Genomic DNA, 23,074 nt, shown 5'->3' on the forward strand with positions numbered 1-23,074 from the left:
ACGATGGGAGCCGTCGTGACGAGGTACCGGGTACTCGCGGTCTGCGCCACCGTAGCGGCGGCGGCCGTCGTCGCCCCGCCTGCCGCCGCGGCCCCGGCGACGGTGTCGGTGCCGGGCACGCACAACAGCGAGATGGGCTGCCCGGGTGACTGGCAGCCGGACTGCGCACAGGCGCGGCTGACGCTGGACCCGGCCGACGGCGTGTGGAAGGGCACCTTCGACGTGCCCGCGGGCACCTACCAGTACAAGGCCGCGATCAACGGCTCCTGGGACGAGAACTACGGCGCGGGCGGTGTGCCCGGCGGCCCCGACATCACCTACACGACGACCGGCGGCGCGGTCTCGTTCTTCTACGACGACGGCACCCACTGGGTGACGAGCGACGCGGAGGGCCCGATCGTCACCGCGCCGGGCAGTTTCACGGGCGAGCTGGGCTGCCCCGGCGACTGGGCGCCGGACTGCATGCGCTCCTGGCTGCAGGACCCGGACGGCGACGGCACCTTCACGTTCTCCACCACCGCGATCCCCGCCGGGCAGTACGAGGTCAAGGCGGCGCACGGGCTGTCGTGGGACGAGAACTACGGCGCGGGCGGCGCCCGCGGCGGCGCGAACATCCCGTTCACCGTGACCGAGGACGGCGACCGCACGTCGTTCTCCTACGACCTGTCCACCCACGTGCTGACGGTGTCGGCGGGCATCGCGCCGCCCGACCTGCGGTCCGCGCGGGCGCAGTGGCTGCGGCGTGACGTGCTCGCGCTCGACGTCCCGGCGGGTGCCACGAGCTTCCGGCTCTTCCACGCCCCGCGGGGCGGTCTCGTCGCCACCGGCGACGGCGTGACGGGTGGCGAGTCGCTGCCGCTCACGCTCGACCCGGCCGGGCTGCCCGCCGAACTGGCCGGGCAGTACCCGCACCTGGCGGACTACGAAGCGCTGCGGGTGCCGCCCACCGCGGTCGGCGACCTGCTCACCGGGCAGCTCGCCGTCGCCGCGTACGACGACGACGGCAGGCTCGCCGACGCCACCGGCGTGCAGCTCCCCGGCGTGCTCGACGACCTGTACGCGGGTGCCGCCGGGCAGCGGCTCGGCCCGGTGTGGGACCACGGCCGCCCGTCGCTCGCGCTGTGGGCGCCGACGGCGAAGGACGTCGACCTGGTGCTTGGCGACCGCAGGCTGCCGATGACCCGCGACGACGACGGCGTGTGGCACGCCCGCGGCGACCGGACGTGGCGGGACGCGCGGTACGCGTTCGCGGTCACCGTGTACGTGCCTGCGCTCGACGAGGTGGTCACCAACGTGGTGACCGACCCGTACTCGCTGGGCCTCACCACCAACTCGGCGCGGTCCGTGCTCGTCGACCTCGACGACCCGGCGCTCGCGCCGAAGGGCTGGGACCGGCTGCGCAAACCGGCGCTCCCCCGCCCGGAGGACTCGACGATCTACGAGCTGCACGTGCGCGACTTCTCGATCGGCGACACCTCCGTGCCCGCCGCGCACCGCGGCACGTTCCTGGCGTTCACCGACCGGAACAGCGCCGGCATGCGCCAGTTGCGCGACCTTGCGGGCGCCGGGCTCAACACCGTGCACCTGTTGCCCGCCAACGACATCGCGACGATCGAGGAGCGCCGGACGGCACAGCAGACGCCGCCGTGCGACCTCGCGTCGTACGGCCCGGCGGCGGAGGACCAGCAGGCGTGCCTGGAGCCGGTCCGCGACGCCGACGGCTTCAACTGGGGCTACGACCCGCTGCACTACACGACCCCGGAGGGTTCTTACAGCACGAACCCGGACGGCGCGCGGCGCACCCGTGAGTTCCGCGAGATGGTGGGCGCGCTCAACGGCGCGGGCCTGCGGGTCGTGATGGACGTGGTCTACAACCACACCCCGGCGGCGGGTCAGGACGAGCACTCGGTGCTGGACCGGATCGTGCCGGGCTACTACCAGCGGCTGTCGGCGACGGGCGCGGTGGAGACGTCGACCTGTTGCGCCAACACGGCGACCGAGCACCGCATGATGGGCAAGCTGATGGTCGACTCGGTCGTCACGTGGGCCCGCGAGTACAAGGTGGACGGTTTCCGGTTCGACCTGATGGGCCACCACAGCAAGGCGAACATGCTCGCCGTGCGTGCCGCGCTCGACCGGCTCACCGTCGCGAAGGACGGCGTGGACGGCAGGAAGGTCTACGTCTACGGCGAGGGCTGGAACTTCGGCGAGGTCGCCGACGACGCCCGCTTCGTGCAGGCCACGCAGCGGAACATGGCGGGCACCGGCATCGGCACGTTCTCCGACCGCCTGCGTGACGCCGTGCGCGGCGGTGGCCCGTTCGACGAGGACCCGAGGATCCAGGGCTTCGCGACGGGGCTGTTCACCGACGAGAACGGCGCGCCGGTGAACGGGACATCGGCCCAGCAGCGGGCGCGGTTGCTGCTGTACCAGGACCAGATCAAGGTCGGCCTGGCCGGGAATCTCAAGGACTACCGGTTCACCGACCGCAACGGCGACGTGGTGCCGGGCTCGGCGGTCGACTACAACGGCCAGCCTGCCGGCTACGCGGGCGACCCGAGCGAGACCATCACCTACGTCGACGCACACGACAACGAGACGCTGTTCGACGTGCTGCAGTACAAGCTGCCGCGGTCGACGTCGATGGCCGACCGGGTGCGGATGAACGCGGTCGCGCTGGCGACGACGGCGCTCGCCCAGGGCCCGTCGTTCTGGCACGCGGGCAACGACCTGCTGCGGTCGAAGTCGTTGGACCGCAACAGTTACAACTCCGGCGACTGGTTCAACCGCATCGACTGGACGGCCACCGAGTCCACGTGGGGCTCGGGCCTGCCACCGCGGGCGGACAACGAGGCCAAGTGGGACTTCATGCGCCCGCTGCTGTCGGACCCGGCGCTGGCGCCGCGCTCGGCGGACCTCCGCGCGGCGCACCGGCAGGCGCTGGACCTGCTGCGGATCCGGTTCTCCTCGCCGCTGTTCCGGCTGGGTTCGGCGGCGGAGATCCAGGCCCGGGTGCGCTTCCCGGTCGGCGGCCCGGACCAGGCGCCGGGCGTGATCGTCATGGCGCTGGACGACCGCACCGGCCGCGACCTCGACCCGAGGTGGGAGAGCGTCGTGGTGGTCTTCAACGCCTCGGACGAGCCGACGACCCAGCCCGTGCCGCCCGGCCGCTACCGCCTGCACCCGGTGCAGGCGGGCGGCGCCGACCCGGTGGTGCGCCGGTCGACCTACCACGCGGGCACGGTCGAGGTCCCAGCCCGGACGGTGGCGGTGTTCGTGGCCTCGTAGCGCCGGACGTGGCCCCGGTACCGCCGGACGAGTCCACTTCTTCCCACACCGCGTTACTTGGCAACGATTCCTGGATCGTTGAAGTCTTGTGCACCCCTGCGGGATCGCCAACCTTTGACAACAAGGGGCCGCATTCCGTTGACCGCCCCCATCCCCGGAGGAGTGCACCCATGCCACGACGTGTCGTCGCCCTGCGCCTTCTGCTGGTACTGCTCATGTCGGTGGGCGGCATGACCGCGGCCGTCGTGCCCGCGTCGGCCGCGACCGACAGAGTGCTGTCCTACCAGTTCCAGTGGCAGGAGACGTACTACTACTGCGGGCCGGCCGCCACTCGGATCGCACTCACCGGCCGCGGGTACTACTACACCCAGAACTACATCGCGGGCAGGCTGGGCACGACGACCGCGGGCACGAACTCCGCCGCCGACACCACGCGCGTCCTGAACAGCCTGGGGCAGACCGCCTTCTACGAGACGAAGTGGATCCCCGGGAACTCCGCCACCCAGGCCGAGATCAACCGCCTCCAGTGGGACGTCGTGTACGACATCGACCGCGGCTACCCCATCGTCGCCAACGTCGTCGGCTCCGCGATGGACACCGACGGCGACTGGCACACGTACTCGGGCGGCCACTACCTCACGGTCGTCGGCTACTCGAACTCCGGCTGGACCGTCAAGCTGGCGGACCCGGCGGACGCCAACGGTTACGGCTGGTACTGGATGGACACCACCCGGCTGGCGCACTGGATCGCGCTCCGCGGCTACTCCGCCTGACCGTTCAGGCGAGCCCCCATCTTGGCGATGAAGGCGAGCACGGCGTCCTCGTCCTTGTCGGGCAGGCCGATGACGACCTCGTCGACGCCGAGCGCGGCGAGCTCCGCCACCCGTTCGGGGTCGGCCCGCCCCCCGAGCGCGACGACGTACGGTGCGCCGGATCGGCCCGCGTCGGCCCAGTGCTTGGCGAGGAGCCGCATCCGGTCGGCCATGTCGGTCTCGTGGGGGGTGGTGATCCACCCGTCGGCGTGCGCGGCGACCCAGGCGAAGGTCCGGTCCGTCCCACCGGCGCCGACGAGGAGCGGCACGTGCTCCTGCGCCGGTTTGGGGTAGGCCCAGCTGCCGCCGAAGGAGACGAAACGCCCGTCGTAGGCGGCGACGTCCTGCGTCCACAGGGCACGCATCGCCTCGACGTACTCGCGCAGGGCCGTGTAGCGGAACCGGGCGGGTATGCCGTGGTCGGCCAGCTCGTCGGTGTTCCACCCGAACCCCGCGCCGAGCGTCACCCGCCCACCGGACAGGAAGTCGAGCGAGGCGATCGTCTTGGCCAGCGTGATCGGATCGGACTCGACGGGCAGGGCCACGGCCGTGGCGAGCCGGATCGACGAGGTGACGGCGGCGGCCATGGCGAGCGAGACCCAGGGGTCGAGCGTGCGCAGGTACCGGTCGTCGGGCAACTCGGCGGTGCCCGTCCGGGGGTGCGCGGCGTCCCGCCGGACGGGGATGTGGGTGTGCTCGGGCACGTAGAAGGAGTGGAACCCGGCGTCCTCCGCCGCCTTGGCACAGGCGGCGGGCGTCGCCCCGCGGTCACTGGTGAACAGCACGACCCCGAACCGCATGCGCACCCCGCAAAGTAGAACGTGTTCTACCGCAGGGTAGCAGTTCACATGCCGGTGTCCGTCACACCGGCACGACCGCCCAACCGCCGACGAGCCACATCTCCCCCGGTTCATCCCAGTTCATGAAGCGCGTCCGACCATAAACTGGCCGTGGGCACACGTCAACTCAGATGGATGAACACCCGGCGGCTTCTTCATCTGTGCTGGCCGAGGCCGACTCCAACGTCCCGAACCCGTGTGGGACCCACGTGCGGTAAGCGCCTCTGAGGTAGGACCCCTTCATCACACCGGCACCCCACCGGGACAACCGCCCTGACCAGCGGCACATCCCATCCCAAGCCCGCGGCGATATCCTCCCCGTATGCCGGAGGACACCGCCGAAGGACCAGCCGACACGCTGGCCGCCAAGCTGGACCGCCTGTTCAGCACGGTCGTCCCGCGCGGCGGCGGCGAGTACACCCACGAAGAGGTGGCCGAGGCCATCCGTGCCAAGGGTGGCCCCACCGTCTCCGCGACCTACCTCTGGCAGCTGCGCAAGGGCCTGCGCGACAACCCGACCAAACGCCACCTCGAGGCGCTGGCCGGCTTCTTCGGCGTCCCGCCCGCCTACTTCTTCGACAGCGCGGAGGCGGAGCGCATCGACGCCGAGCTGGCGCTGCTGACGGCACTGCGCGACGGGCCCGTGCGGCAGATCGCCATGCGTGCCAACGGACTGTCCGCCAAGAGCCTGGAGGCCATCGCCGAGATGGTGGACCGGGTCCGTGAGCTGGAAGGGCTGTCCCCGTCGCCGCCGGACAACCCGTCGTGACGTTCTTCCGCCGGTACCGGCTCCGCAGGCGCTGCCGTGCACGGCTGCGGGACCTGCCACTGCCCGTCCCGTTCGACGTGCACGAGCTCTGCGCACGCGTGGCCGCGCGGCGGGGGCGGCCGATCCGGCTGCTGCCGGTGGCCGGGCTCACCGGCGTGTGCGGCCTGTGGATCGCCACCGACACGACCGACCTGATCTGCTACGAGCGCGACACCACCCGCCCGCACCAGGACCACATCATCCTGCACGAGCTGAGCCACGTGCTCTGCGACCACCACCCCGCAGGCGACCACGCCTCGGCGCTGTTCCCCGACCTCGACCCGGCGATGGTGCGCGCGGTGCTCGGCCGCGCAGGCTACTCCAGCGACGAGGAGCGGGAGGCCGAGACCCTCGCCTCCCTGATCCGCCAGCGCGCCTCCACCCGGGCGGGCGGCACCCTCCACGCCCGCCTCCACGACGCGCTGGACGACGACCGTGGGTGAGCTGCTCCGCCAGTACGGCCCGCCCGCGCTGGCGTGGGTGGTCCTGCTGGCCCGCAGGCCCGGCGACGACCACGCCCGCCGCTACGTCCGGCACATCCTGCTCGGCCTGGCGATCTCCCTGACCGTGCTCACGCCGGCCGGGCACGCGGCCGTCAACGGTCTCGCGGGCACGCACGACCTGCCCAGGCTCATCGGCCACGCAGGCATGCTGCTCACCGCGTGGGCCGGGCTCGGGCTGCTGCTGCACGTGAACGGCATGCGCCGCCGCTGGCACACGTGGTGGCTCGCGGGCGCGTTCTGCGTGATGTGCGTGTTCTTCGCGCTCACCCCGAACATCGAACCGGCGTCGCCGTGGGTGTTCGAGTACGTCCTCGCCTACGTGCTGGCGCAGCTGCCGGTGTATGCCGCGATCATGTGGCTCGGCCTGCGGTACGCGCGGCTCGCGGACACGACGGCACTGCGCGTCGCGCTGCGCATGGTGGTCGCGGGCACCGCGATCGCGGCGGTCTACCTGGTCAACAAGGCGGTGCTGAGCGCCTCCTACCGCGTCGGCTTCGCCGACCCGTTCGGCCACACGTCGTTCGCGGGCAAGGTGCTGCCGACCACGGCCTACCTGCTCGTGCTGATCGGCGCGCCCCTCCCCGCGGCGGTCGCCTGGCTCGGCCGGTACCGCCGCTTCCTGCGGCTGGGCCCGCTGTGGCGTGCCCTGTACCGGGCCGACCCGGCGATCGCGCTCGACCCGCCCTCGGTGCCCGACTTCCTGGTGCTGGGCCGGTTGCGGCTGCGCCTGTACCGCCGGGTGATCGAGATCCGCGACGGGTTGCTGGCGCTGCGGCCGTACCGGGACCCGGCCGTCGCGGCCACCGCGCGCGACCGGGCGACGCGCGCGGGGCTGACCGGACCGGAGCACGACGCGGCGGTCGAGGCGGCCGTGGTCGCCGCCGCACTGCGCGCCAGGGCCGAGGGCCGGACACCGCGCGGCGACGGGGAGACCGCCGTGACCGGTGGCGCCGACCTCGCAGGCGAGACCGAGTTCCTCGGCCGCGTCGCCCGCGCCTACCGCACGCTGCCGCGCGAAACCCGCGCGGCACAACGGGTCTGACGCGGACCGGTCAGTCGCGCCTGCCCTGGCCGAACCGGCCGAGCGCGCCGAGCACCATCGGGATGAGCAGCCACATCGGCCAGAAGTACCGGAGCTCCCCCGCGCCGATGCTCGTCACCACCCAGATCACCGTGCACACGGCGAAGATGCCGCCGAACCCGCCAAGCCACGCCCGCACGAGCTGCCCGCCCCGCGTGGACACCGGCTGCGGCACCGGCGTGGCCGTCGCGGCCACCGGCTCCGTCGTGGCGGCCCGCTCGGGCAGGGTGGTGCCGGGCAGGTCGTCCAGCAGGCCCTTCAGGTCGCCGTAGGTCTTGGCGGCGTAGGCCCGCTGCAGGCGATCGTCGTACTCGGCGAGGTCGAGACGGCCCTCGTCCAGCGCCTGCTTCAGCTTGTCGGCGACGGCCTGGCGATCACTGTCGCCGGCCCGCATCTCGTCACGACCCATGCGCACAGGATGTCATCCCCGCGGCACGGCCCGTGCGGCATGCCCGGTCAGATCACCGCGACCTCACGACGGGACCGTCCCGCCGTCGTGGACCGGGCACCGGCCCGCCGCAGATCACGCCGGGACACCACGCCGACCAGCCTGCCGTCCCAGTCCGTGACGAACAGCCTGCGCATGCCGGTGCGGGCGAACACGTCGACGACGAAGCTCACCGGTTCGGCCGTGTGCACCGCGCGGACCGGGCCGCCCATCAGCTCGGCGGCGGTACGTCCCCGCGGGCTGGGCAGCTCGAACACGGGCAGCAGGTCCGCCTCCGACACGACGCCGAGCGGCAGGCCGTCACCGTCCACCACGGGCAGCGCGTGCAGCCCGCTCTCGGTCATCGTGGCGACCACGTCGGGGAAGGGCGCCTCCGCACCCACCGCCACCACGCTCGTCGTCATCACTGCGGCCACCGTCGTCTCGTCCACCGCGTTTCGCCTCCGTTCGGCCCCTGCCGAAAAACAGAACCTGCCCGTTCCGGCGCGCACAAGAGGACTTGGTCCCTGAAAGCGGCCGGTCACCGGCTCCGTTCGTGTTCGAAGGCGGCCCACCCGGCCGCCCAGCCGCGCATCCGGCGTCGCTCGAACGCGGTGTGCAGGCCGTAGCAGGCCAGGGCGAGCAGCCCGGCGGCGCCGAGCCAGCCGAACGCGGCGACGGCGATGCCCGTGCCCACGGCGTCCGATGTGGACATCGGAGGGGCGGTCGGCGCACCGGTCTCGTCGAGCCACACATCGACGGTGTCGCCCGCCGCCATGCCGCCGCGCACCGGCACCACGCCCGCGCGGGCGGTCCCGTCGGGCGCCCGCCACGTGGCGTGCGCCGACGGGGTGGTGCTGCCCGCGTACCCGCGGGCACCCGGCGCGGCCAGGTCCTCGGTGAGGACGGCGACGGTCCGGTGGTGCGTGGCGGCCTCCTCGGCGGCGGCGCCGGTGAGACCGCGGTAGGTGAGGGCGCCGACGACCAGCGCGACCGGGATCAGCAGCACGGCGAGGGCGACGCACGCGAGCACGGTGACGCGCTCGACGCGGTCGACGTCCCGGACGAGCGGGTTGTTGCCGGGACGGAGCAGCCCGCGGAGTTCGGCGCGCATGGGTGTGGCCCTTCGACAGCACTTCGACTGCCGGGCACATCGCGCGCGACGCCCTCCGCGCAACACGCCGTGAGCAACGCCACGGCGCGGCGGGGGTCAGGCGCGGCGGGGCTTCTGCCGTGCCGCCTCTTCCCGGACCTCGGCCTGGGTGGCGCGTTCGCGCCGCAGCCACTCGGGGTTGGCGGCCTTCAGCTCGTCGATCTGCTCGGTGGTGAGCGGGTCGGTGATGCCGGCGCGGGCGAGACCGCTGATGGACACGCGCAGCTTCGCCGCGACGACCTGCCGCGGGTGCGGTCCGTTGCGGCGCAGGTCCCGCAGCCACTCCGGCGGGTCGGCCTGCATGGCGTTGAGGTCGTCGCGTGACACGGCGCCGGCCCGGAACTCCTCGGGGGTGGCCTCGAGGTACACCCCCAGCTTCTTCGCCGCGGTCGCGGGCTTCATCGTCTGGGGTGTCTTGCGCGACGTCATCCCATGAGGGTAACGGGCCGTGCGGGAGCCGCTGTGCACGCCCGGTAATCTGCGCACGTGACCGCTCCCGCTTCGTTCACGCTCGGTTACGTGCCGGGCGTGACCCCCGGCAAGTGGGCGCGGACCTGGGCGGAGCGCGAGCCCGGCGTGCCCCTCGACCTCGTGCAGGTCACCCAGTCCGACGCCGAGGCGCTGGTCCGCGACGGCAAGGCCGACGCGGTCCTCCTGCGGCTGCCGATCGACCGGACGGGCCTGCACGCCATCCCGCTGTACACCGAGACCACGGTGGTCGTCGTACCGAAGGACCACCACCTCGCCGCGGCCGACGAGGTGACGGAGGCGGACCTAGCGGACAGCGTGCTGCTGCACCCATTGGACGACACCCTCGACTGGCCGGCGCCGCCGGGTGTGCCCGCGGTCCACCGGCCGGCCACCACGAAGGAGGCGGTCGAGCTGGTCGCGGCCGGGGTCGGCCTGCTCGTCGTGCCGCAGTCGCTCGCCCGCCTGCACCACCGCAGGGACCTGACGTACCGGCCGTTCCCGGCCGCGCCGCAGTCGCGGGTGGCACTGTCGTGGCCGGAGGACGAGACCACCGACCTGATGGAGCAGTTCATCGGCGTGGTCCGCGGACGGACGGTGAACAGCACCCGCGGCCGTCCCCAGCCACCGGCAGAGCCGAAGCGGCCCGCGGCCCGCAAGGCCAAGCCCGCGCACGCCAACCGGGGCCGCCAGAGCACCAGGAAGCCACGCCGCCGCTCCTGAACCACGCCGCCGGTGTCTGGGGTGAGCACCAGCTGGCCCGGGCTGGACGAGGTGGCGGCACCGGGCGCTGCGCGCCCGGCCCGCGCAGCGGGCCACATCCCGTCGCCCCGAGCCGATCATCCGCGGCCCCGACGCCGATGAGACCCCTCCCCTCGCGTTGAACACGCCGACCCACTACGAACGAGGCGCGACGCAACCGACTCCGAACCCCGCTGAGCGGCATCGGGCGCTGCGCGCCCGGTCGAGCCACGCTCCGGCGCAACCGGAACCCGGTCAGCCGCGGAACCGACTCCGATGCGCTCAAGGACCCTTCACCGCAGTGGACGCGACGAACCCACAACCACGCACTTCACCCAGCCGGGCGCTGCGCGCCCGGCCCGCGCAGCGGGCCACCCTCCGTCGCCACCGGAACCAACCCGCGGAGCCGACGCCGATGAGACTCCCTCCTCTCGCGTTGAACACGCCGACCCACCACGAACGAGGCGCGACGCAACCGACTCCGAACCCCGCCGAGCGGCATCGGGCGCTGCGCGCCCGGTCGAGCCACGCTCCGGCGCAACCGGAACCCGGTCAGCCGCGGAACCGACTCCGATGCGCTCAAGGACCCTTCACCGCAGTGGACGCGACGAACCCACAACCACGCACTTCACCCAGCCGGGCGCTGCGCGCCCGGCCCGCGCAGCGGGCCACCCTCCGTCGCCACCGGAACCAACCCGCGGAGCCGACGCCGATGAACGCGCCAATCCACCACAACCGAGGCGCACCCTCCTGCGCTGGTCGGTCCCGCACAGCAGGCCACCCCCGTTGCCTCCGAAGCCCGGCCATCCCCAGACCCCGACATCGATGCCCGGCAGACCCCTTCGCCGCACCGGACGCGGCGAACCCACCACAACCACACACTTCACCAACCCGGGCGCTGCGCGCCCGGCCCGCGCAGCGGGCCACATCCCGTCGCACTGAAACCCCGGAGCTGACGAGACCCCTCCCCCGCGTTGACCGCCAAACATCGGACGGTCTTCATGAACCCAGTCCGGTCCCCGGCGCGCGCCACAGCACAGCACCCCGAGGCGGCCGGGCCGTGCCACGAGGTCCGGGTGGCACGGCCCGGCCATGGCCGGGCGACCCCGTGCAGGGGAACAACCCGGTGCCGGCCACAGCCGGGTGGGCACGGACCGTGCCCACCCGGCCCGGTTCACCTGTTGACGCCCTGCCCGTTGAACTGGAGTTCGTCGACGGACATGAGGTCGGCCTGTTCCGGGGTCCACGCCGGGTTCACGAACACCGCGTACAGCGTGACCGTCCTGCCCGGGTCGGTCAGCGGCACCGTGAGGTCCACGGTCGTGCCCCACCCGCCGGTGTTGGCCACGTCGACGGCGCCCAGCAGCCGGCCGTCCGGTGCGTCGGCGCGGAACTCGATCTTCCCGCCGATGCCGCCGGACGACGCGGTGACGGTCACGGAGTCGATCCCGGTCAGGTTGACCGGGTCGTAGGCCACCCAGTCGCCGTGCTCGATCTCGCCCAGGCGCTTGCCTGCCGACGCGTCCGCCCGGTCCAGCACCTGCACGCCGCCCGTCCGCTCGAAGTGTTCCGCCTCCTTGTGCTTCGGCTCGAGCGTGACGTGCGCGGACCCGACCAGCGCGGGCGCGCCTGGCGCGCCGCCGTCGGTGTACTGCGCGCTCACCGCCGCGTACAGGTTCTGCCCCGGCCCGTGGCTGTCGCCGGTGTCGGTGCGCACGGTGCCGGTGCAGCCGGTGACGTTGTCCATCGGGTGCAGGTGGTCGTCGTGCCCGAGCTGGGACTGCACCACCACCCGCGCGCAGTCGATCTGCCCGTCCTCCGGGTCGGTGACCTGGACCTCGAACGGGATCGCCGCGCCCCAGTCGAACATGCCGCCGTGCGGCGGGAACACGAGCCGCACCTCGGGCCGGGTGTTGCCCGCCGTGATCGTGGTGGCGGCGACCGCGGTCAGGTCCGTGGTCGTGCTGGTCACGGTCAGCAGCACCCGGTACTGGCCGGGCTGTGTGTACGTGAACGACGGGTTCGCCTCGGTCGAGTCGGTGTCGCCGTCGCCGTCGAGGTCCCACGCGTAGGTCACCGGTTCACCGGAGCCGCCGCCGGAGCCCGCGCTGGAGAACCGGACCTCGAGCGGCGCGGGCCCGGACTCGGCGGACGCGGTGACCGCCGCGGTCGGCGCCCGGCCGTTGGCGACGTAGTCGATCCGGTAGATGCCGGACCCCTCGTTGGTGCCGCCGCGGCCGGTGCCGCTGCCCTCACCGAAGTCGATCACGTACAGCGACCCGTCCGGCCCGAAGTCCGCCTCGAACGGCTGGATCCACGACATGTCCGCGAACACGCCGTTGATCGACAGCAGGTCGCCGGCCTTCGCGGCGGGGAACCTCGGGTCGGTGAACGCCTGGTTCTTCTGCTGCACCGACATGGTCTTGAACCAGCGCCGGGTCAGCTCGTAGGTGAACCACTTCCCGTCGAAATACGCCGGGAACTTGCTGACCAGCGGGTTCCCCGGGTTGTACCGGTATACCGGGCCCGCCATCGGGCCACCGCCGCCGGACCCCAGCTCCGGGAACTCCGCCGAGGTCGCGTAGCTGTACCAGACCCAGGCCGGCTGTGCGGGCGGCAGGTTCCGCAGCCCGGTGTTGTTGGGCGAGTCGTTGACCGGCGCCGCGCAGTCGTACGCGGGCCCGGAGGTGCCGGTGGCGAAGTCGTAGTCCCGGAACGGGGTGTTGTTCCCGGTGCAGTACGGCCAGCCCTGGTTGCCCGCCTTGGTGATGCGCAGGAACTCGACGGTGCCCGCCGGCCCGCGGTTCGGGTCCGCGGCGCGGGCGTCCGGCCCGTAGTCACCGACCAGCAGCGCGTTCGTCTTCGGGTCCACGGTGATGCGGAACGGGTTGCGCATGCCCATCACGTAGATCTCCGGCCGCGTCTGCGCGGTGCCCGGCGCGAACAGGTTGCCGGGCGGCACCGTGTAGGTCCCGTCCGGGCGCGGGGTGATCCGGAGGATCTTGCCGCGCAGGTCGTTGGTGTTGGCGCTGGTGCCCTGCGCGTCCCACGCCCTGCGGCCGGCCCGCTCGTCGGTGGGCGCGAAGCCGTCCGAGGCGAACGGGTCGGTGTTGTCGCCCGTGGCGATGTACAGGTTGCCGAGCGGGTCGAAGGCGAGCGACCCGGCCATGTGCGAGTTGGCGCGGCCCTCGTCGCGGTAGGTGGGGATCGACAGCAGCCGTTTCTCCGTGGCCAGGTCGACGGTGTTGTCGGCGGCCACGGTGAACCGGGAGACGTTGACCTGTTTCTTCTCCTTGTCGGAGTACTGCAGGTAGACCCAGTTGGTCTTGTCGAACTTCGGGTCGAGCGCCAGGCCGAGCAACCCGTCGGACTGGCTCGTCATCGCCGGGGTGTAGGCGAAGTCGAGTGCCGTGGTCACCGTCAGCGTGGCCTGGTCGATCACCTTGAGCGCGCCGGTGCGCTGGATGTAGAACACGCGGCGGTCGGGGGCGACGGCCAGCTCGAACGGGTCGGCGAGCCCCTCGTCGACCAGCGGGACCCGCTGGAAGTTGCCGGTCTGGGTGGCGGCGCAGTCGCCAGGCACAGCACCGGCGGCCCACTCGATGCCGCCGAGCAGGTGAGCGCGGAACCACGCGTCGGAGAACTTCCCGGCCGCGTGCCCACCCGCGGTGAACCAGGACCGGCCGCCGTCGTAGCGCTGGCACCACGACCACGGGTGGTCCACACCCTCGTTCAGGCCGGTGACCCCGTCACGGGTCTTGATCTGCACGAGCGTGTGCACCTTGCCGGTCGGGTTGACCCGCCAGTTGTACCACTCCTCCTCCTGCTCCCACAGCTCCGGCAGGTCCTTCGTGGACGGGTGGACGCGGTCGAGCACCTTGACCCGGCCGGTCTGCGGCACCGGGTGGTTCTCGAAGATGGCGCCGACCAGGCCCTCGTACCACGCCCAGTCACGTTCACTCGCCGACGCCGCGTGGATGCCGGTGAAGCCGCCGCCCGCCCGGATGTACCGCTGGAACGCGGCCCGCTGATCGGCGTTGAGCAGGTCACCGGCCTCCGGCGTGGAGTTGGTGTTGTTGAAGACGATCGCGTCGAAGCGGGCGAGGTTCGCGTCGGTGAACGCGGTGGCGTCGTCGGTGACCTCGACCCCGAAGTGATGCTTGGCGCCGAGGTCCCGGATCGCGGCGATGCCCGCCGGGATGGAGTCGTGGTAGAAGTTCGTGACCTTGGAGAACACGAGGACGGTGAACCTCGTGTGCGCGGTGGCTGGGGTGGCTGCGAGCAGGCTCGCCAGCAGCGCCAACAGCACCACGGCGGCCGTTCTCCGTAACACGGGCATGGGCATCCTCTCGCGGTCGGCTTTGACCAACGGCAGGTCCGGGCACGCCACAGGGACGGCACGCGTGGTGCGGCCGCCTGACGACCGGGTGGGATCGACGTGTGGCGCGTCCCGCCCAGTGTGATACGCCACCACCCGCCAGGCAAGGGCTTTCCTAGCGAGTAACCCCGATCGGCGCAGTCACCAAGAGCAAGGAAAGCCTTTTCCCAGCCGCTGAACAAACCCCCGCAGCGACAAGAAGGGAAGCCGAGCGCACTCACCACAAGGACTGCTGCCTGCCATCCCGTCGACCTGGCGAAGCCCGATCACACCGTGTCAAGGGGGCCCGAAGCACGACCCAACCACATGCCCAAAGCCGCCGGGCCCCCTTGACGCGGTGTGATAGCCCTCCGGGAGGTCGACGGGATGGCAGGCAGACAACGGACACCAGTCCCTGCCAACCCAACCCCGTGCCCAACCCGCCGCCATCCCGGAGACCAGCCCCTCCGGCGAGGAGGCCCGTCCGGCAGGACGCCCTCCGGCGAGGACAAACCCAGGACGGGGACATCCCAAGACGGGACACCCCAAGACGGGGAACCCGGAGGGAAACCCACGACGAGGCACGGCCTCCGGCCCCCGAAATCCGGCCTACCGGCAGCTACCGGCAGCCACCGACAAAACCGGCGGCAACGATCACCGGGACCGGCGCTGCCGAGCGATCTCGTCCGACAGGAACCGCGCCAGCCGATCCAGCCCGATCTCGATCTGCTCCGCCGTCACCACACTGCACGACAACCGCAGCGCACGGACCTCCCGGCCCTCCCCCGAGTCGTAGAAGTGGTGCATGGGCGTCCACAACACCCCGTAATCCCGGGCCGACCGGGTCAGCGACGCGTCGTCCACGACGAACGGCACGGTCACGACCACGAAGAACCCACCGGCGGGCACGTTCCACCGCACCGCCGACCCGGCCCCGAACCGGGCGGCGAGCCCGGCCACGACCCGGGCCCGGTTGGCCGCGTAGATCTCCCGCTCCCGCCGGTTGGCCCGCACGAGACTGCACCCGTGCTCCAGCAGCTTCCCGCCGACCACGGCCTGTGCGAGCGCAGGGGTGTTCACCGTCAGCATGCTCTTGATCTTCGACAGCTCGTCGGCGAGCAAGCGCACGGATCCGTCGGCGCCGGTGACCGTCTGGTCGGCCACGACGTACCCGACCCGCGCGCCGGGCAGCACCGTCTTGGCGAACGACCCCAGGTACACCACGCGCCGCTGCGTGTCGAGCGCCTTCAACGTCGGCACGCGCTCCGCGTCGCCGTGGAACAACCCGTACGGGTTGTCCTCCAGCAGCAGGAAGTCCTCCTCGCGCGCCAGCGACAGCAGCACCTGGCGGGTCTTCAACGACATGCTGACCCCGGACGGGTTCGCGAAGTCCGGCATCACGTAGCACGCTCGCGGCCGCAGCCCGGCGGCGCGCGCCCGCTGAATCGTGGCCAGCAGGTCGTCGAGGTCGACGCCTGCCTCGCCGCTCGCCACCGGCAGCACCGGCATGTCGACGAGCCGCGCGGCGCCGGTCAGGCCCACGTACGTCGGCGACACCGCGAGCAGCACGTCCTTCGGGCCGGACCGCAGTGCGCGCAGCACCAGCGCCATGGCCTCCTGGCAGCCGACGGTGACCACGATGGACTCGGGGTCGGCCACGATGCCCTCGTCCAGCTCCAGGTTCCTGGCGACGAGGTCGTGCACGATGCCCTTGGTGCGCCCGTACTGGAACAGCGTCGTGCGGACCTGCTCCTCGGTGTAGCCGCGCTCGGTCCGCAGGTGGTCGCTGAACCGCGCCAGGTACCTCGGCAGCTCGTCGACCTCCCAGAACTCCTCGAACGGACGTCCCGCCGCGAACGACACCGCGTCCGGGTAGTGGTTCGCGACCTCGTTGAGGAAGTTCATCGAGTTGAGCGCCGGGTCCTCGAGCGAGGGGTGCAGGTCCTCGGTGCGCAGGTCGGTCCGCACCGGCTCGGGCGGCGCAGGCAGTTCGGTCACGGACGCCAGCGCGACCGGCGGTGGCTCCTCGGACAGCTGGTCCGGCAGGTCGGCGACACTCATCAGGCCCTCGCAGTTCGAACGGTGGACAGGGACCGCACCGCGGCCACGTCGGCGCACCCGGCCAACGTCATGGCGGCGCGGAACTCCTCGGTCAGCAGGGAAAGGACACATCCGGCGCCGCGGGCCCCGTCGGCCGCCAGCCCGTACAGCACGGGCCTGCCGACGAGCACGCCGTCCGCCCCGCACGCGATCGCGCGGAGGATGTCGGTACCACTGCGGACACCGCTGTCCAGCAGCACCTCCGCGCGGCCGGCGAGCACCTCGGCGATCGCGGGCAGCGCGGTGATGCTGGGGGTCGCGCCGTCGAGCTGGCGGCCCCCGTGGTTGGAGACGACCACCGCGTCCACACCGGACTCGGCGGCCAGCTCGGCGTCACGCGGGTCGAGAATCCCCTTCAGCATCAGGGGAAGCGACGTGCGGGCGCGCAGCCACGCGATGTCCGTCCACGTGAGACCGGGTGCGAACGCGGCCGCGGTGTGCGCCGCGATCGCCGACTCCCCCGCCACGTGGTCGTGCGCGCGGCTGACCGCGCCCTCGTCGAGGTGGGCGGCGATCACGTCGTCGGGCAGCACGAACGAGTTGCGGACGTCCCGCAGCCGCCTGCCCATGACGGGCACGTCGACCGTCACCATCAGCGCCTCGCAGCCGGCCTCCTCGGCGCGGGCGACGAGCGACGCGACGAGGTCGCGCGACCGCAGCCAGTACAGCTGGAACCACGTGGTGGCCCCGGTTTTCGCGATCTCCTCCACCGACACGCTGGACAGCGTGCTCACCACGAACGGCACCCCGGCCGCCGCCGCGGCCTCGGCGGCGGCGAGCTCACCGTCGGGGTGCAGGAGCCGCTGGTAGGCCATCGGCGCCACCGCGAGCGGCAGCGCGGCGTCCGTCCCGACGAGCCGGGTCGACGGGTCGACCGAGCCCGCGCCGGTCAGCACCCTCGGCAGCACCGACACCGCGTCCAGCGCGGCGCGGTTCGCGGCGAGCGTGATCTCCGCGCCGCTGCCGCCGTCGACGTAGTCCCACAGTTCCTTCGTCAGCCGCGCCTCGGCGAGCCGTGCGACGTCGGCGACGGTCAGCGGTTCGTCACGCGACATCGGACACGGTCTTCCTCAGGTACTCGGCGACCTGCGCGACGGCGCGGCGTGCGTCGGGCAGCACACCGGACATCGTGAAGAACCCGTGCGCCATCCCGTCGTAGCGGGTCAGCTCGACCGGCACACCGGCCTGCCGCATCCGTTCGGCGTACCGTTCGCCCTCGTCCCGCAGCGGGTCGTACTCCGCGGTGATCACGAGGGCCGGCGGCAGCCCAGACAGGTCCTGCGCGAGCAGCGGCGACACCCTCGGGTCGCGGCCGTCGGCCGGGTCGGGGAGGTAGTTGCGCCAGTACCAGTCGACGGAGTGCCGGTTGAACATGTACCGGTCGTGGTTGTCCCGCAGGGACTCGGTCTCCGCGTGGTGGCAGGTGTTGGGGTACACGAGCACCTGCGCGGCGATCGGCAGCGCCCGCTCCCTGGCCAGCAACGACACCACCGCGGCGAGGTTGCCGCCCGCGCTGTCGCCGCCGACGGCGACCCGCCCGGGGTCGGCGCCGAGCTCGTCTGCGTGGTCGACGACCCACGACACCGCGGCGACGCAGTCGTTCACCGCGGCGGGGAACGGGTGCTCGGGCGCGAGCCGGTAGCCGGGCGTGACGACCAGGCACCCGGCGGCGTTGGCCAGCGCCCGGCACACCCCGTCGGAGGTGTCGATGCCGCCGAGGGTCCAGCCGCCGCCGAAGAAGTACACCAGCGTCCCGAGTGGACGCTGCGCGGACGGCCGGTAGATCCGGACGGGACGTTCGTCGTCGGGACCGGGGAACACGCCGTCGGTCACCTCGAACACCGGCTCGCCGGCACCGGCGGCCGCGCGGATGTCGGCGAGGTCGGCCGCGCGCGCCTCGGCGAGGGTCATCTCGTACAACGGCGTGGCACCGCGCTTCATGCGCTCGTCACGCATGGCGGCGACGAGGGGGTCAAGCGGCACCGCGACCTCCGGTGGTCACCGGGATGACGCTGTACCCGCGCAGCAGGAACCCCTCGCCGCGAGTCGGCTCGCCGGCCACCGCGAGGTCCGGGAACCGCTGGAACAGCCGGGGGAACGCGAGTCGTCCCTCCAGTCTGGACAGTGCGGCGCCGAGGCAGAAGTACGCGCCGCCGCCGAAGCTCTGGTGCCCGAGGTCGGCGCGGTCGGGGTCGAACGTGCCGGGGTCGGTGTGCTTGCGGGGGTCGCGGTTGGCGGCGCCGATCAGCACGAGCACGTTGCCGCCCTCGGCGAGCGGGACGCCGGCCAGTTCGGTGTCCTCGCCGACGACGCGGGACAGCAGCTGCACCGGGCTGTCGTAGCGCAGGGTCTCCTCGACGCAGCGGGAAGCGAAGTCGGCGTCGGCGCGCACCCGGTCGACCAGGTCCGGCCTGGCCAGCAGCGGGAGGAGACCGTTGCCGAGCAGGTTCATGGTGGTGACGAAGCTGGCGTTCAGCAGCACCACGAGGTTCGCGACCAGCTCGATGTCGGTGATCTTGTCGGAGCCCGCGTCGATGAGCCCGACGAGGTGGCTGATGATGTCGTCGCCGGGGTGGCGGCGGCGGTCGTCGATCAGCTTCAGGTAGTACTCGGTCAGCTCCAGCACCGCGTCGTCGGCGGAGGCGAGCTTCTCGTCGGCCTTGCCGCCCAGGTCGAGGTAGCGGTCGATGCGCTCGGCGCGCTCACGGAACCACCCGAGGTCGGACTCGGGCAGGTGCAGCAGCAGCCCGATCACCTTCGTGGGGAACTGGTAGCCGAACTCGGCGATGAAGTCGACCGGCTCGCCGCCCGCGCCCAGCTCGGCCATCCGGTCGAGCAACCCGTCGATGGCGCCGATCAGGTCGTGCTCCAGGCCCGCGATGCGGCGCGGCGTGAACACCTTGTTGAACAGGCCGCGCATCCGGCCGTGGTCGGGTTCGAGGCTGAACATCATGGAACGGGACAGCGTGGCCAGCACCGGGTGGTCCAGTTTGTCCTTCGGGCCGATGCCCTTGAGGAAACGCGGGCTGCGCAGCACCTCGTCGACGGCGTCGAACCCGTTCGCCACCACGGAGTACACGCTCGTGGCGGGATCCAGCGGCGAGGCGGGGCCGAGTTCGTGCAGCTTGGCGTACCACGGGTTCGGGTCGTGCCGGGCCTGCGGGGTGTACAGGTCCGCCACGATCGCGTCGGCTTCCACGTTCCCTTGTCGTCCCTTCTACGTCGAACGTGAGCGGTCCCGGTGGCAGGAATGCCACCGGGACCCTGTGAGTCAGCGCACGATCAGGTGCAACGGAATCGCGTCCGCCAGCGCCCTGGAGCCGATGTCGTTCGGGTGGATGTGGTCACCCGGGTCGTACTCCGCCTTGAGCTTCGTCGGGTCGGCCGGGTCGCGGACGATCTTGTCGAAGTCCACCACCGCGCCGAACTCGCCGCGGTGGGTGCGCAGGTAGTCGTTGACCGCCTGGCGCGTCGCCTCCTTCTCCTCCGTCCACACCAGCGCGGTGCCGCCGTTGAGGCCGTTGAACGGGCCGATGGTGGCGAAGATGGTCGTGTAGCCGCGCGACTGGATCTGCTGGTTGAGCTGGCGCAGCGAGGCGATGATCGCGTCCGCCGAGTCGTTGTTCATCCAGATGTCGTTGACGCCGAGGCTCACGATGACCGAGTGGGCGCCGGTCTCGGAGAACACGTCCTCGTTCAGCCGGGAGAACGCGTTGTCACCGAGCTCGGGGAACCCGGGGAAGCCGCCGTCGCCGGGCTCGATGGCCTCGTGGTTGAGGCGCGCGCCACCGCGGCTGATGTTCAGCACGCCCGGCAGGTCGCGGTCGCGGACCTTGTCCTGCAGGCGGTCGAAGAGCTGGTCGGGCCAGCGCATGTTGCCGTTGAACGTGGTGCCGTGGCCGTCGGCGAGCGAGTCGCTGAACACGATCACCGAGCCTGCCGGGTTCGTGCGCAGCACGTCGACGCCGGCCAGGAAGAACCAGCAGCAGGTCCGCGTGGTCGTGTAGCCCGCGCCGCCCGGGTCACTCACCAGGTCGCCGGGGCCGACGAAGTTGTTCTGCCGGGTGGTCGAGTGGAACGTGGTCAGGCCCGTGGAGGTCGGGAAGAAGACGCTCACCACCAGGTCCTGGTCGTCACCGACGCGCAGGTCGACCGGGTCGCTGAGCAGCTCGGCGCCCTTCTGCATGACGAACGAGGACGCGCCGCCGAAGGTCAGTTCCTTCGTCGTCGCCGGGTCGATGTCCGACAGCTCGGGGGTGGCGGTGTTCGGCTTCGCGACGGTGGCGCGGCCGACCGTGACCGACTTCTCGCCGTGGAGGTTGGACAGCCGGATCCGGACCTTGGAGCCGCCGACCGAGCCGTGGACGATCATCCGCACGCTCTGGTTGTTCAGGCCCACGAAGGTGGATCCACTCAGGTTGCCCCGGGTGACGGCGGCCGCCCAGCTGCCGACCCAGTCCTTGGCCGAGCCGTGCCGGGCGTCCCGCGCCTCGGCCGCCTCGCCCGAGCTGGCGACGAGCACGGTCGACACGACCGCGGCCAGCGTCCCCGTGGCGATCAGCGACCGCCATTTCTTCGGGTGTTTCATTCGGTGGAACCTCCAGGAAAAGCCTGAGCACGGCCGCTCACGTGCCGCCGCGTGTGATGGGCCCGGAACGTAGCTGCCGCTCCGATTCGCGGTCAATCCTGCGCGCGAATGGCACCAATGTATTCGTATGACCAGACCAATCATTCAAACCCATCCGCACTACGTGCGAACGGTGCGCGATTCACCGATAGCCGGGAGCTACGAAGCCGTCCGAAGCGCTGCCCACAAGGGCAAATCACCCTGGCTCCACCCCGGTGCGGCGGGTACTCTCCAGTCCGAATCCCGGGGGGCTGGTCACCGCGCGTGATTTCGCCGAATGGACGAGCGGAGTGGACATGGATATTGCGACCGAACGGACGCAACCGTATGTGACGCGCGCACTGGAACTGTTCGCCGATTACGGCGACCGGGAGGCTGTCGTCCAGGACGATCGGCGTCTTTCGTATACCGATTTGCGCACCCTTGTGCTCCGAATGGCTGCCGCGCTGCGGGCATTCGGCGTCGCGCCGGGGTCGAACGTCCTGATCATGGTCGCGAACCCGCTCGAAGGCCCGGTGCTGCAGCTGGCGGTCCACCTGCTCGGCTGCCGCTCGTTCTGGGTCGCGCCGGTCACCGCGCGTCGCGAGATCCTCGAGTACGTGCGGCGCTGCGACGCCGACGCGTTCGTCTACGACGCCCGCACCCAGGGCGAGTTCGGCGCCGAGATCGGCGCGGCGCTCGACGTGCCGGTGTTCTGCCTCGGCCCGGGCGGCGCCGGTCCCGACCTGCTCGCGGCCCAGGAGGACGCCGAGCCCGGCGACCTCGCGAACCTCGACGTCGAGCCGGAGGCGGTGTTCCAGACCAGCGGCACCACCGGCGCCCCGAAGCTCGTGCACCTGCCGCACACGTTCTTCCAGCAGGTCCTCGCGATCGCGGAAGGACAGTTCACCGCGGCGGGGGCGCCGCTGCTGCGCCACCTGTCCAGCTCGCCGATGTGGCTGGTCAGCGGGCAGATCACCGCGTTCGTCAACCTGTTCACCGGCGGCGTGCTGTTCCTCGAGGACGCGTGGACGGCGGAGAAGTTCCTGGCCACCGTGGCCCGGGAGAAGATCAACTCGACGTTCATGTCGCCGCCGATGCTCTACGAGGTGCTCGACCACCCGGCCGCGGCCACCACCGACATGAGCCACATGTTCATGTTCAACATCGGCGCGGGCCCAGCCGCCCCGTCACGGTTGCGGCAGGCGATCCGCCTGTGGGGCCCGGTGATCCGCATCGTGTACGGATTGTCCGAGTCGGTGGTGACCACGGCGCTGCCCGGGCTGACCGACGATCCCGGGCACCCGCAACGGATCCGGTCGGCCGGCACCCCGTACGGCGACGTGCGGCTGGAGATCCGCGACGAAGACGGCAACCCGGTGCCGACCGGTGTGGACGGTGAGATCTGGATCGCGAGCAGGCTGAACTTCGCCGGCTACTGGGGCGATCCCGAGCTGACGGCGGAGACGCTCGTGGACGGCTGGGTGCGCACCCGCGACGTCGGCCACCTCGACGAGGACGGCTTCCTGTACATCGTGGACCGCACCACCGACATGATCATCACGCACCGCAGGTCGTGGAACATCTACTCGCGACCGATCGAGGACGTGCTGGCGGCGCACCCGCAGGTCCGGGCGGCGGCGGTGATCGGCGTGCCGGACGCGGTGGTCAACGAGGTCGTGCACGCGTACGTGGTGCCGGTCGAGGGCGCGACGGTCACCGGCGACGAGCTGGCCGCCATGGTCGGCGCGGAGCTGAACGACATGTGGCAGCCGCGGTCGGTGGAGTTCGTCGACAAGCTGCCGCTCACCAGGGCCAACAAGATCGACAAGAAGGCGCTGCGCGCCCGCTACGCCGCCGAGCACCCGACCGTCGAAGTCGGGGGCTAGCC

At 71.8% G+C, this 23,074-nt stretch carries 18 protein-coding genes; 7 read left to right on the forward strand and 11 right to left on the reverse strand.

Translation table 11 applies throughout. The annotated features are described in order from the left end of the window. The first annotated feature begins 15 nt into the window (after positions 1-15). Positions 16-3,288 (forward strand): pullulanase-type alpha-1,6-glucosidase, encoded by a 3,273-nt coding sequence (pulA, locus tag ACYQ77_RS12390; protein WP_459710499.1) that lies wholly within the window; start codon positions 16-18, stop codon positions 3,286-3,288. A gap of 170 nt (positions 3,289-3,458) precedes the next feature. Beyond that, a complete protein-coding gene (locus ACYQ77_RS12395; protein ID WP_459710501.1) occupies positions 3,459-4,061 on the forward strand; it encodes a C39 family peptidase in 603 nt (200 codons plus the stop codon). Here ACYQ77_RS12395 and ACYQ77_RS12400 read toward each other — a convergent pair. Beyond that, the gene (locus ACYQ77_RS12400) at positions 4,049-4,900 is read right to left on the reverse strand and encodes an LLM class F420-dependent oxidoreductase (RefSeq protein WP_459710503.1); all 852 of its coding nucleotides are present in this window, start codon (positions 4,898-4,900) and stop codon (positions 4,049-4,051) included. The genes ACYQ77_RS12395 and ACYQ77_RS12400 overlap by 13 nt on opposite strands. 361 nt (positions 4,901-5,261) lie before the next feature. Between ACYQ77_RS12400 and ACYQ77_RS12405 the strand changes: the two genes are divergently transcribed. The 3 genes from ACYQ77_RS12405 to ACYQ77_RS12415 are packed head-to-tail and all read left to right on the forward strand — an operon-like array spanning position 5,262 to position 7,292. Continuing rightward, the gene (locus ACYQ77_RS12405) at positions 5,262-5,708 is read left to right on the forward strand and encodes a helix-turn-helix domain-containing protein (protein ID WP_459710505.1); all 447 of its coding nucleotides are present in this window, start codon (positions 5,262-5,264) and stop codon (positions 5,706-5,708) included. Then, positions 5,705-6,190, forward strand: a complete 486-nt coding sequence (locus tag ACYQ77_RS12410) for a hypothetical protein (protein ID WP_459710507.1) — start codon at positions 5,705-5,707, stop codon at positions 6,188-6,190. The genes ACYQ77_RS12405 and ACYQ77_RS12410 overlap by 4 nt, the downstream gene beginning before the upstream one ends. Further along, positions 6,183-7,292: an MAB_1171c family putative transporter gene (locus ACYQ77_RS12415; protein WP_459710509.1), complete on the forward strand. Its 1,110-nt coding sequence runs from the start codon at positions 6,183-6,185 to the stop codon at positions 7,290-7,292. The genes ACYQ77_RS12410 and ACYQ77_RS12415 overlap by 8 nt, the downstream gene beginning before the upstream one ends. Before the next feature lie 10 nt (positions 7,293-7,302). On the opposite strand, the gene ACYQ77_RS12420 is transcribed toward ACYQ77_RS12415, so the two are convergent. From ACYQ77_RS12420 to ACYQ77_RS12435, 4 genes are all read right to left on the reverse strand, one after another. Further along, positions 7,303-7,740 (reverse strand): DUF1707 SHOCT-like domain-containing protein, encoded by a 438-nt coding sequence (locus ACYQ77_RS12420; RefSeq protein ID WP_459710511.1) that lies wholly within the window; start codon positions 7,738-7,740, stop codon positions 7,303-7,305. Positions 7,741-7,787: 47 nt separating this feature from the next. Beyond that, positions 7,788-8,210, reverse strand: coding sequence for a CBS domain-containing protein (locus ACYQ77_RS12425; RefSeq protein ID WP_459710513.1), 423 nt, complete (start codon positions 8,208-8,210; stop codon positions 7,788-7,790). 89 nt (positions 8,211-8,299) lie between these two features. After that, on the reverse strand, positions 8,300-8,872 hold the full coding sequence (locus ACYQ77_RS12430) for an Rv1733c family protein (protein ID WP_459710515.1): 573 nt from the start codon (positions 8,870-8,872) through the stop codon (positions 8,300-8,302). A 96-nt stretch (positions 8,873-8,968) separates the two neighbouring features. Beyond that, positions 8,969-9,340 (reverse strand): DUF5997 family protein, encoded by a 372-nt coding sequence (locus ACYQ77_RS12435; RefSeq protein WP_459710516.1) that lies wholly within the window; start codon positions 9,338-9,340, stop codon positions 8,969-8,971. Positions 9,341-9,397: 57 nt separating this feature from the next. Here ACYQ77_RS12435 and ACYQ77_RS12440 point away from each other — a divergent pair, with 57 nt between their 5' ends. Beyond that, entirely contained in the window at positions 9,398-10,102 is a 705-nt protein-coding gene (locus ACYQ77_RS12440; protein ID WP_459710518.1) for a LysR family substrate-binding domain-containing protein, read from the forward strand. Between the two features lie 1,192 nt (positions 10,103-11,294). On the opposite strand, the gene ACYQ77_RS12445 is transcribed toward ACYQ77_RS12440, so the two are convergent. The 6 genes from ACYQ77_RS12445 to ACYQ77_RS12470 all read right to left on the reverse strand — a co-directional run bounded on the left by ACYQ77_RS12445 (position 11,295) and on the right by ACYQ77_RS12470 (position 21,165). Further along, positions 11,295-14,459, reverse strand: coding sequence for a ThuA domain-containing protein (locus ACYQ77_RS12445; RefSeq protein WP_459710520.1), 3,165 nt, complete (start codon positions 14,457-14,459; stop codon positions 11,295-11,297). Positions 14,460-15,131: 672 nt separating this feature from the next. After that, positions 15,132-16,538, reverse strand: a complete 1,407-nt coding sequence (locus ACYQ77_RS12450) for an aminotransferase-like domain-containing protein (protein WP_459710522.1) — start codon at positions 16,536-16,538, stop codon at positions 15,132-15,134. After that, on the reverse strand, positions 16,538-17,632 hold the full coding sequence (locus ACYQ77_RS12455; protein ID WP_459710524.1) for an alpha-hydroxy acid oxidase: 1,095 nt from the start codon (positions 17,630-17,632) through the stop codon (positions 16,538-16,540). The genes ACYQ77_RS12450 and ACYQ77_RS12455 overlap by 1 nt, the downstream gene beginning before the upstream one ends. After that, on the reverse strand, positions 17,622-18,560 hold the full coding sequence (locus ACYQ77_RS12460; RefSeq protein WP_459710526.1) for an alpha/beta hydrolase: 939 nt from the start codon (positions 18,558-18,560) through the stop codon (positions 17,622-17,624). Before ACYQ77_RS12460 ends, ACYQ77_RS12455 begins: the two co-directional genes overlap by 11 nt. Then, positions 18,550-19,776 carry a cytochrome P450 gene (locus ACYQ77_RS12465; RefSeq protein ID WP_459710527.1) on the reverse strand — a complete coding sequence of 409 codons (1,227 nt, stop codon included), beginning with the start codon at positions 19,774-19,776 and terminating at the stop codon, positions 18,550-18,552. The genes ACYQ77_RS12460 and ACYQ77_RS12465 overlap by 11 nt, the downstream gene beginning before the upstream one ends. 72 nt (positions 19,777-19,848) lie before the next feature. Further along, entirely contained in the window at positions 19,849-21,165 is a 1,317-nt protein-coding gene (locus ACYQ77_RS12470) for a GDSL-type esterase/lipase family protein (protein ID WP_459710529.1), read from the reverse strand. A gap of 335 nt (positions 21,166-21,500) precedes the next feature. On the opposite strand from ACYQ77_RS12470, the gene ACYQ77_RS12475 reads away from it, so the two are divergent. Further along, the gene (locus tag ACYQ77_RS12475) at positions 21,501-23,072 is read left to right on the forward strand and encodes a class I adenylate-forming enzyme family protein (protein ID WP_459710531.1); all 1,572 of its coding nucleotides are present in this window, start codon (positions 21,501-21,503) and stop codon (positions 23,070-23,072) included. Positions 23,073-23,074 lie beyond the last annotated feature (2 nt).

Source organism: Actinophytocola sp. KF-1, assembly GCF_054661535.1.

Coding starts and splice junctions, on each gene's coding strand:
- ACYQ77_RS12445 (WP_459710520.1), bottom strand. CDS start 14,459: ATGCCCGTGTTACGGAGAACGGCCGCCGTGGTGCTGTTGGCGCTGCTG.
- ACYQ77_RS12430 (WP_459710515.1), bottom strand. CDS start 8,872: ATGCGCGCCGAACTCCGCGGGCTGCTCCGTCCCGGCAACAACCCGCTC.
- ACYQ77_RS12475 (WP_459710531.1), top strand. CDS start 21,501: ATGGATATTGCGACCGAACGGACGCAACCGTATGTGACGCGCGCACTG.
- ACYQ77_RS12450 (WP_459710522.1), bottom strand. CDS start 16,538: ATGAGTGTCGCCGACCTGCCGGACCAGCTGTCCGAGGAGCCACCGCCG.
- ACYQ77_RS12420 (WP_459710511.1), bottom strand. CDS start 7,740: ATGGGTCGTGACGAGATGCGGGCCGGCGACAGTGATCGCCAGGCCGTC.
- ACYQ77_RS12455 (WP_459710524.1), bottom strand. CDS start 17,632: ATGTCGCGTGACGAACCGCTGACCGTCGCCGACGTCGCACGGCTCGCC.
- ACYQ77_RS12400 (WP_459710503.1), bottom strand. CDS start 4,900: ATGCGGTTCGGGGTCGTGCTGTTCACCAGTGACCGCGGGGCGACGCCC.
- ACYQ77_RS12395 (WP_459710501.1), top strand. CDS start 3,459: ATGCCACGACGTGTCGTCGCCCTGCGCCTTCTGCTGGTACTGCTCATG.
- ACYQ77_RS12435 (WP_459710516.1), bottom strand. CDS start 9,340: ATGACGTCGCGCAAGACACCCCAGACGATGAAGCCCGCGACCGCGGCG.
- ACYQ77_RS12405 (WP_459710505.1), top strand. CDS start 5,262: ATGCCGGAGGACACCGCCGAAGGACCAGCCGACACGCTGGCCGCCAAG.
- ACYQ77_RS12470 (WP_459710529.1), bottom strand. CDS start 21,165: ATGAAACACCCGAAGAAATGGCGGTCGCTGATCGCCACGGGGACGCTG.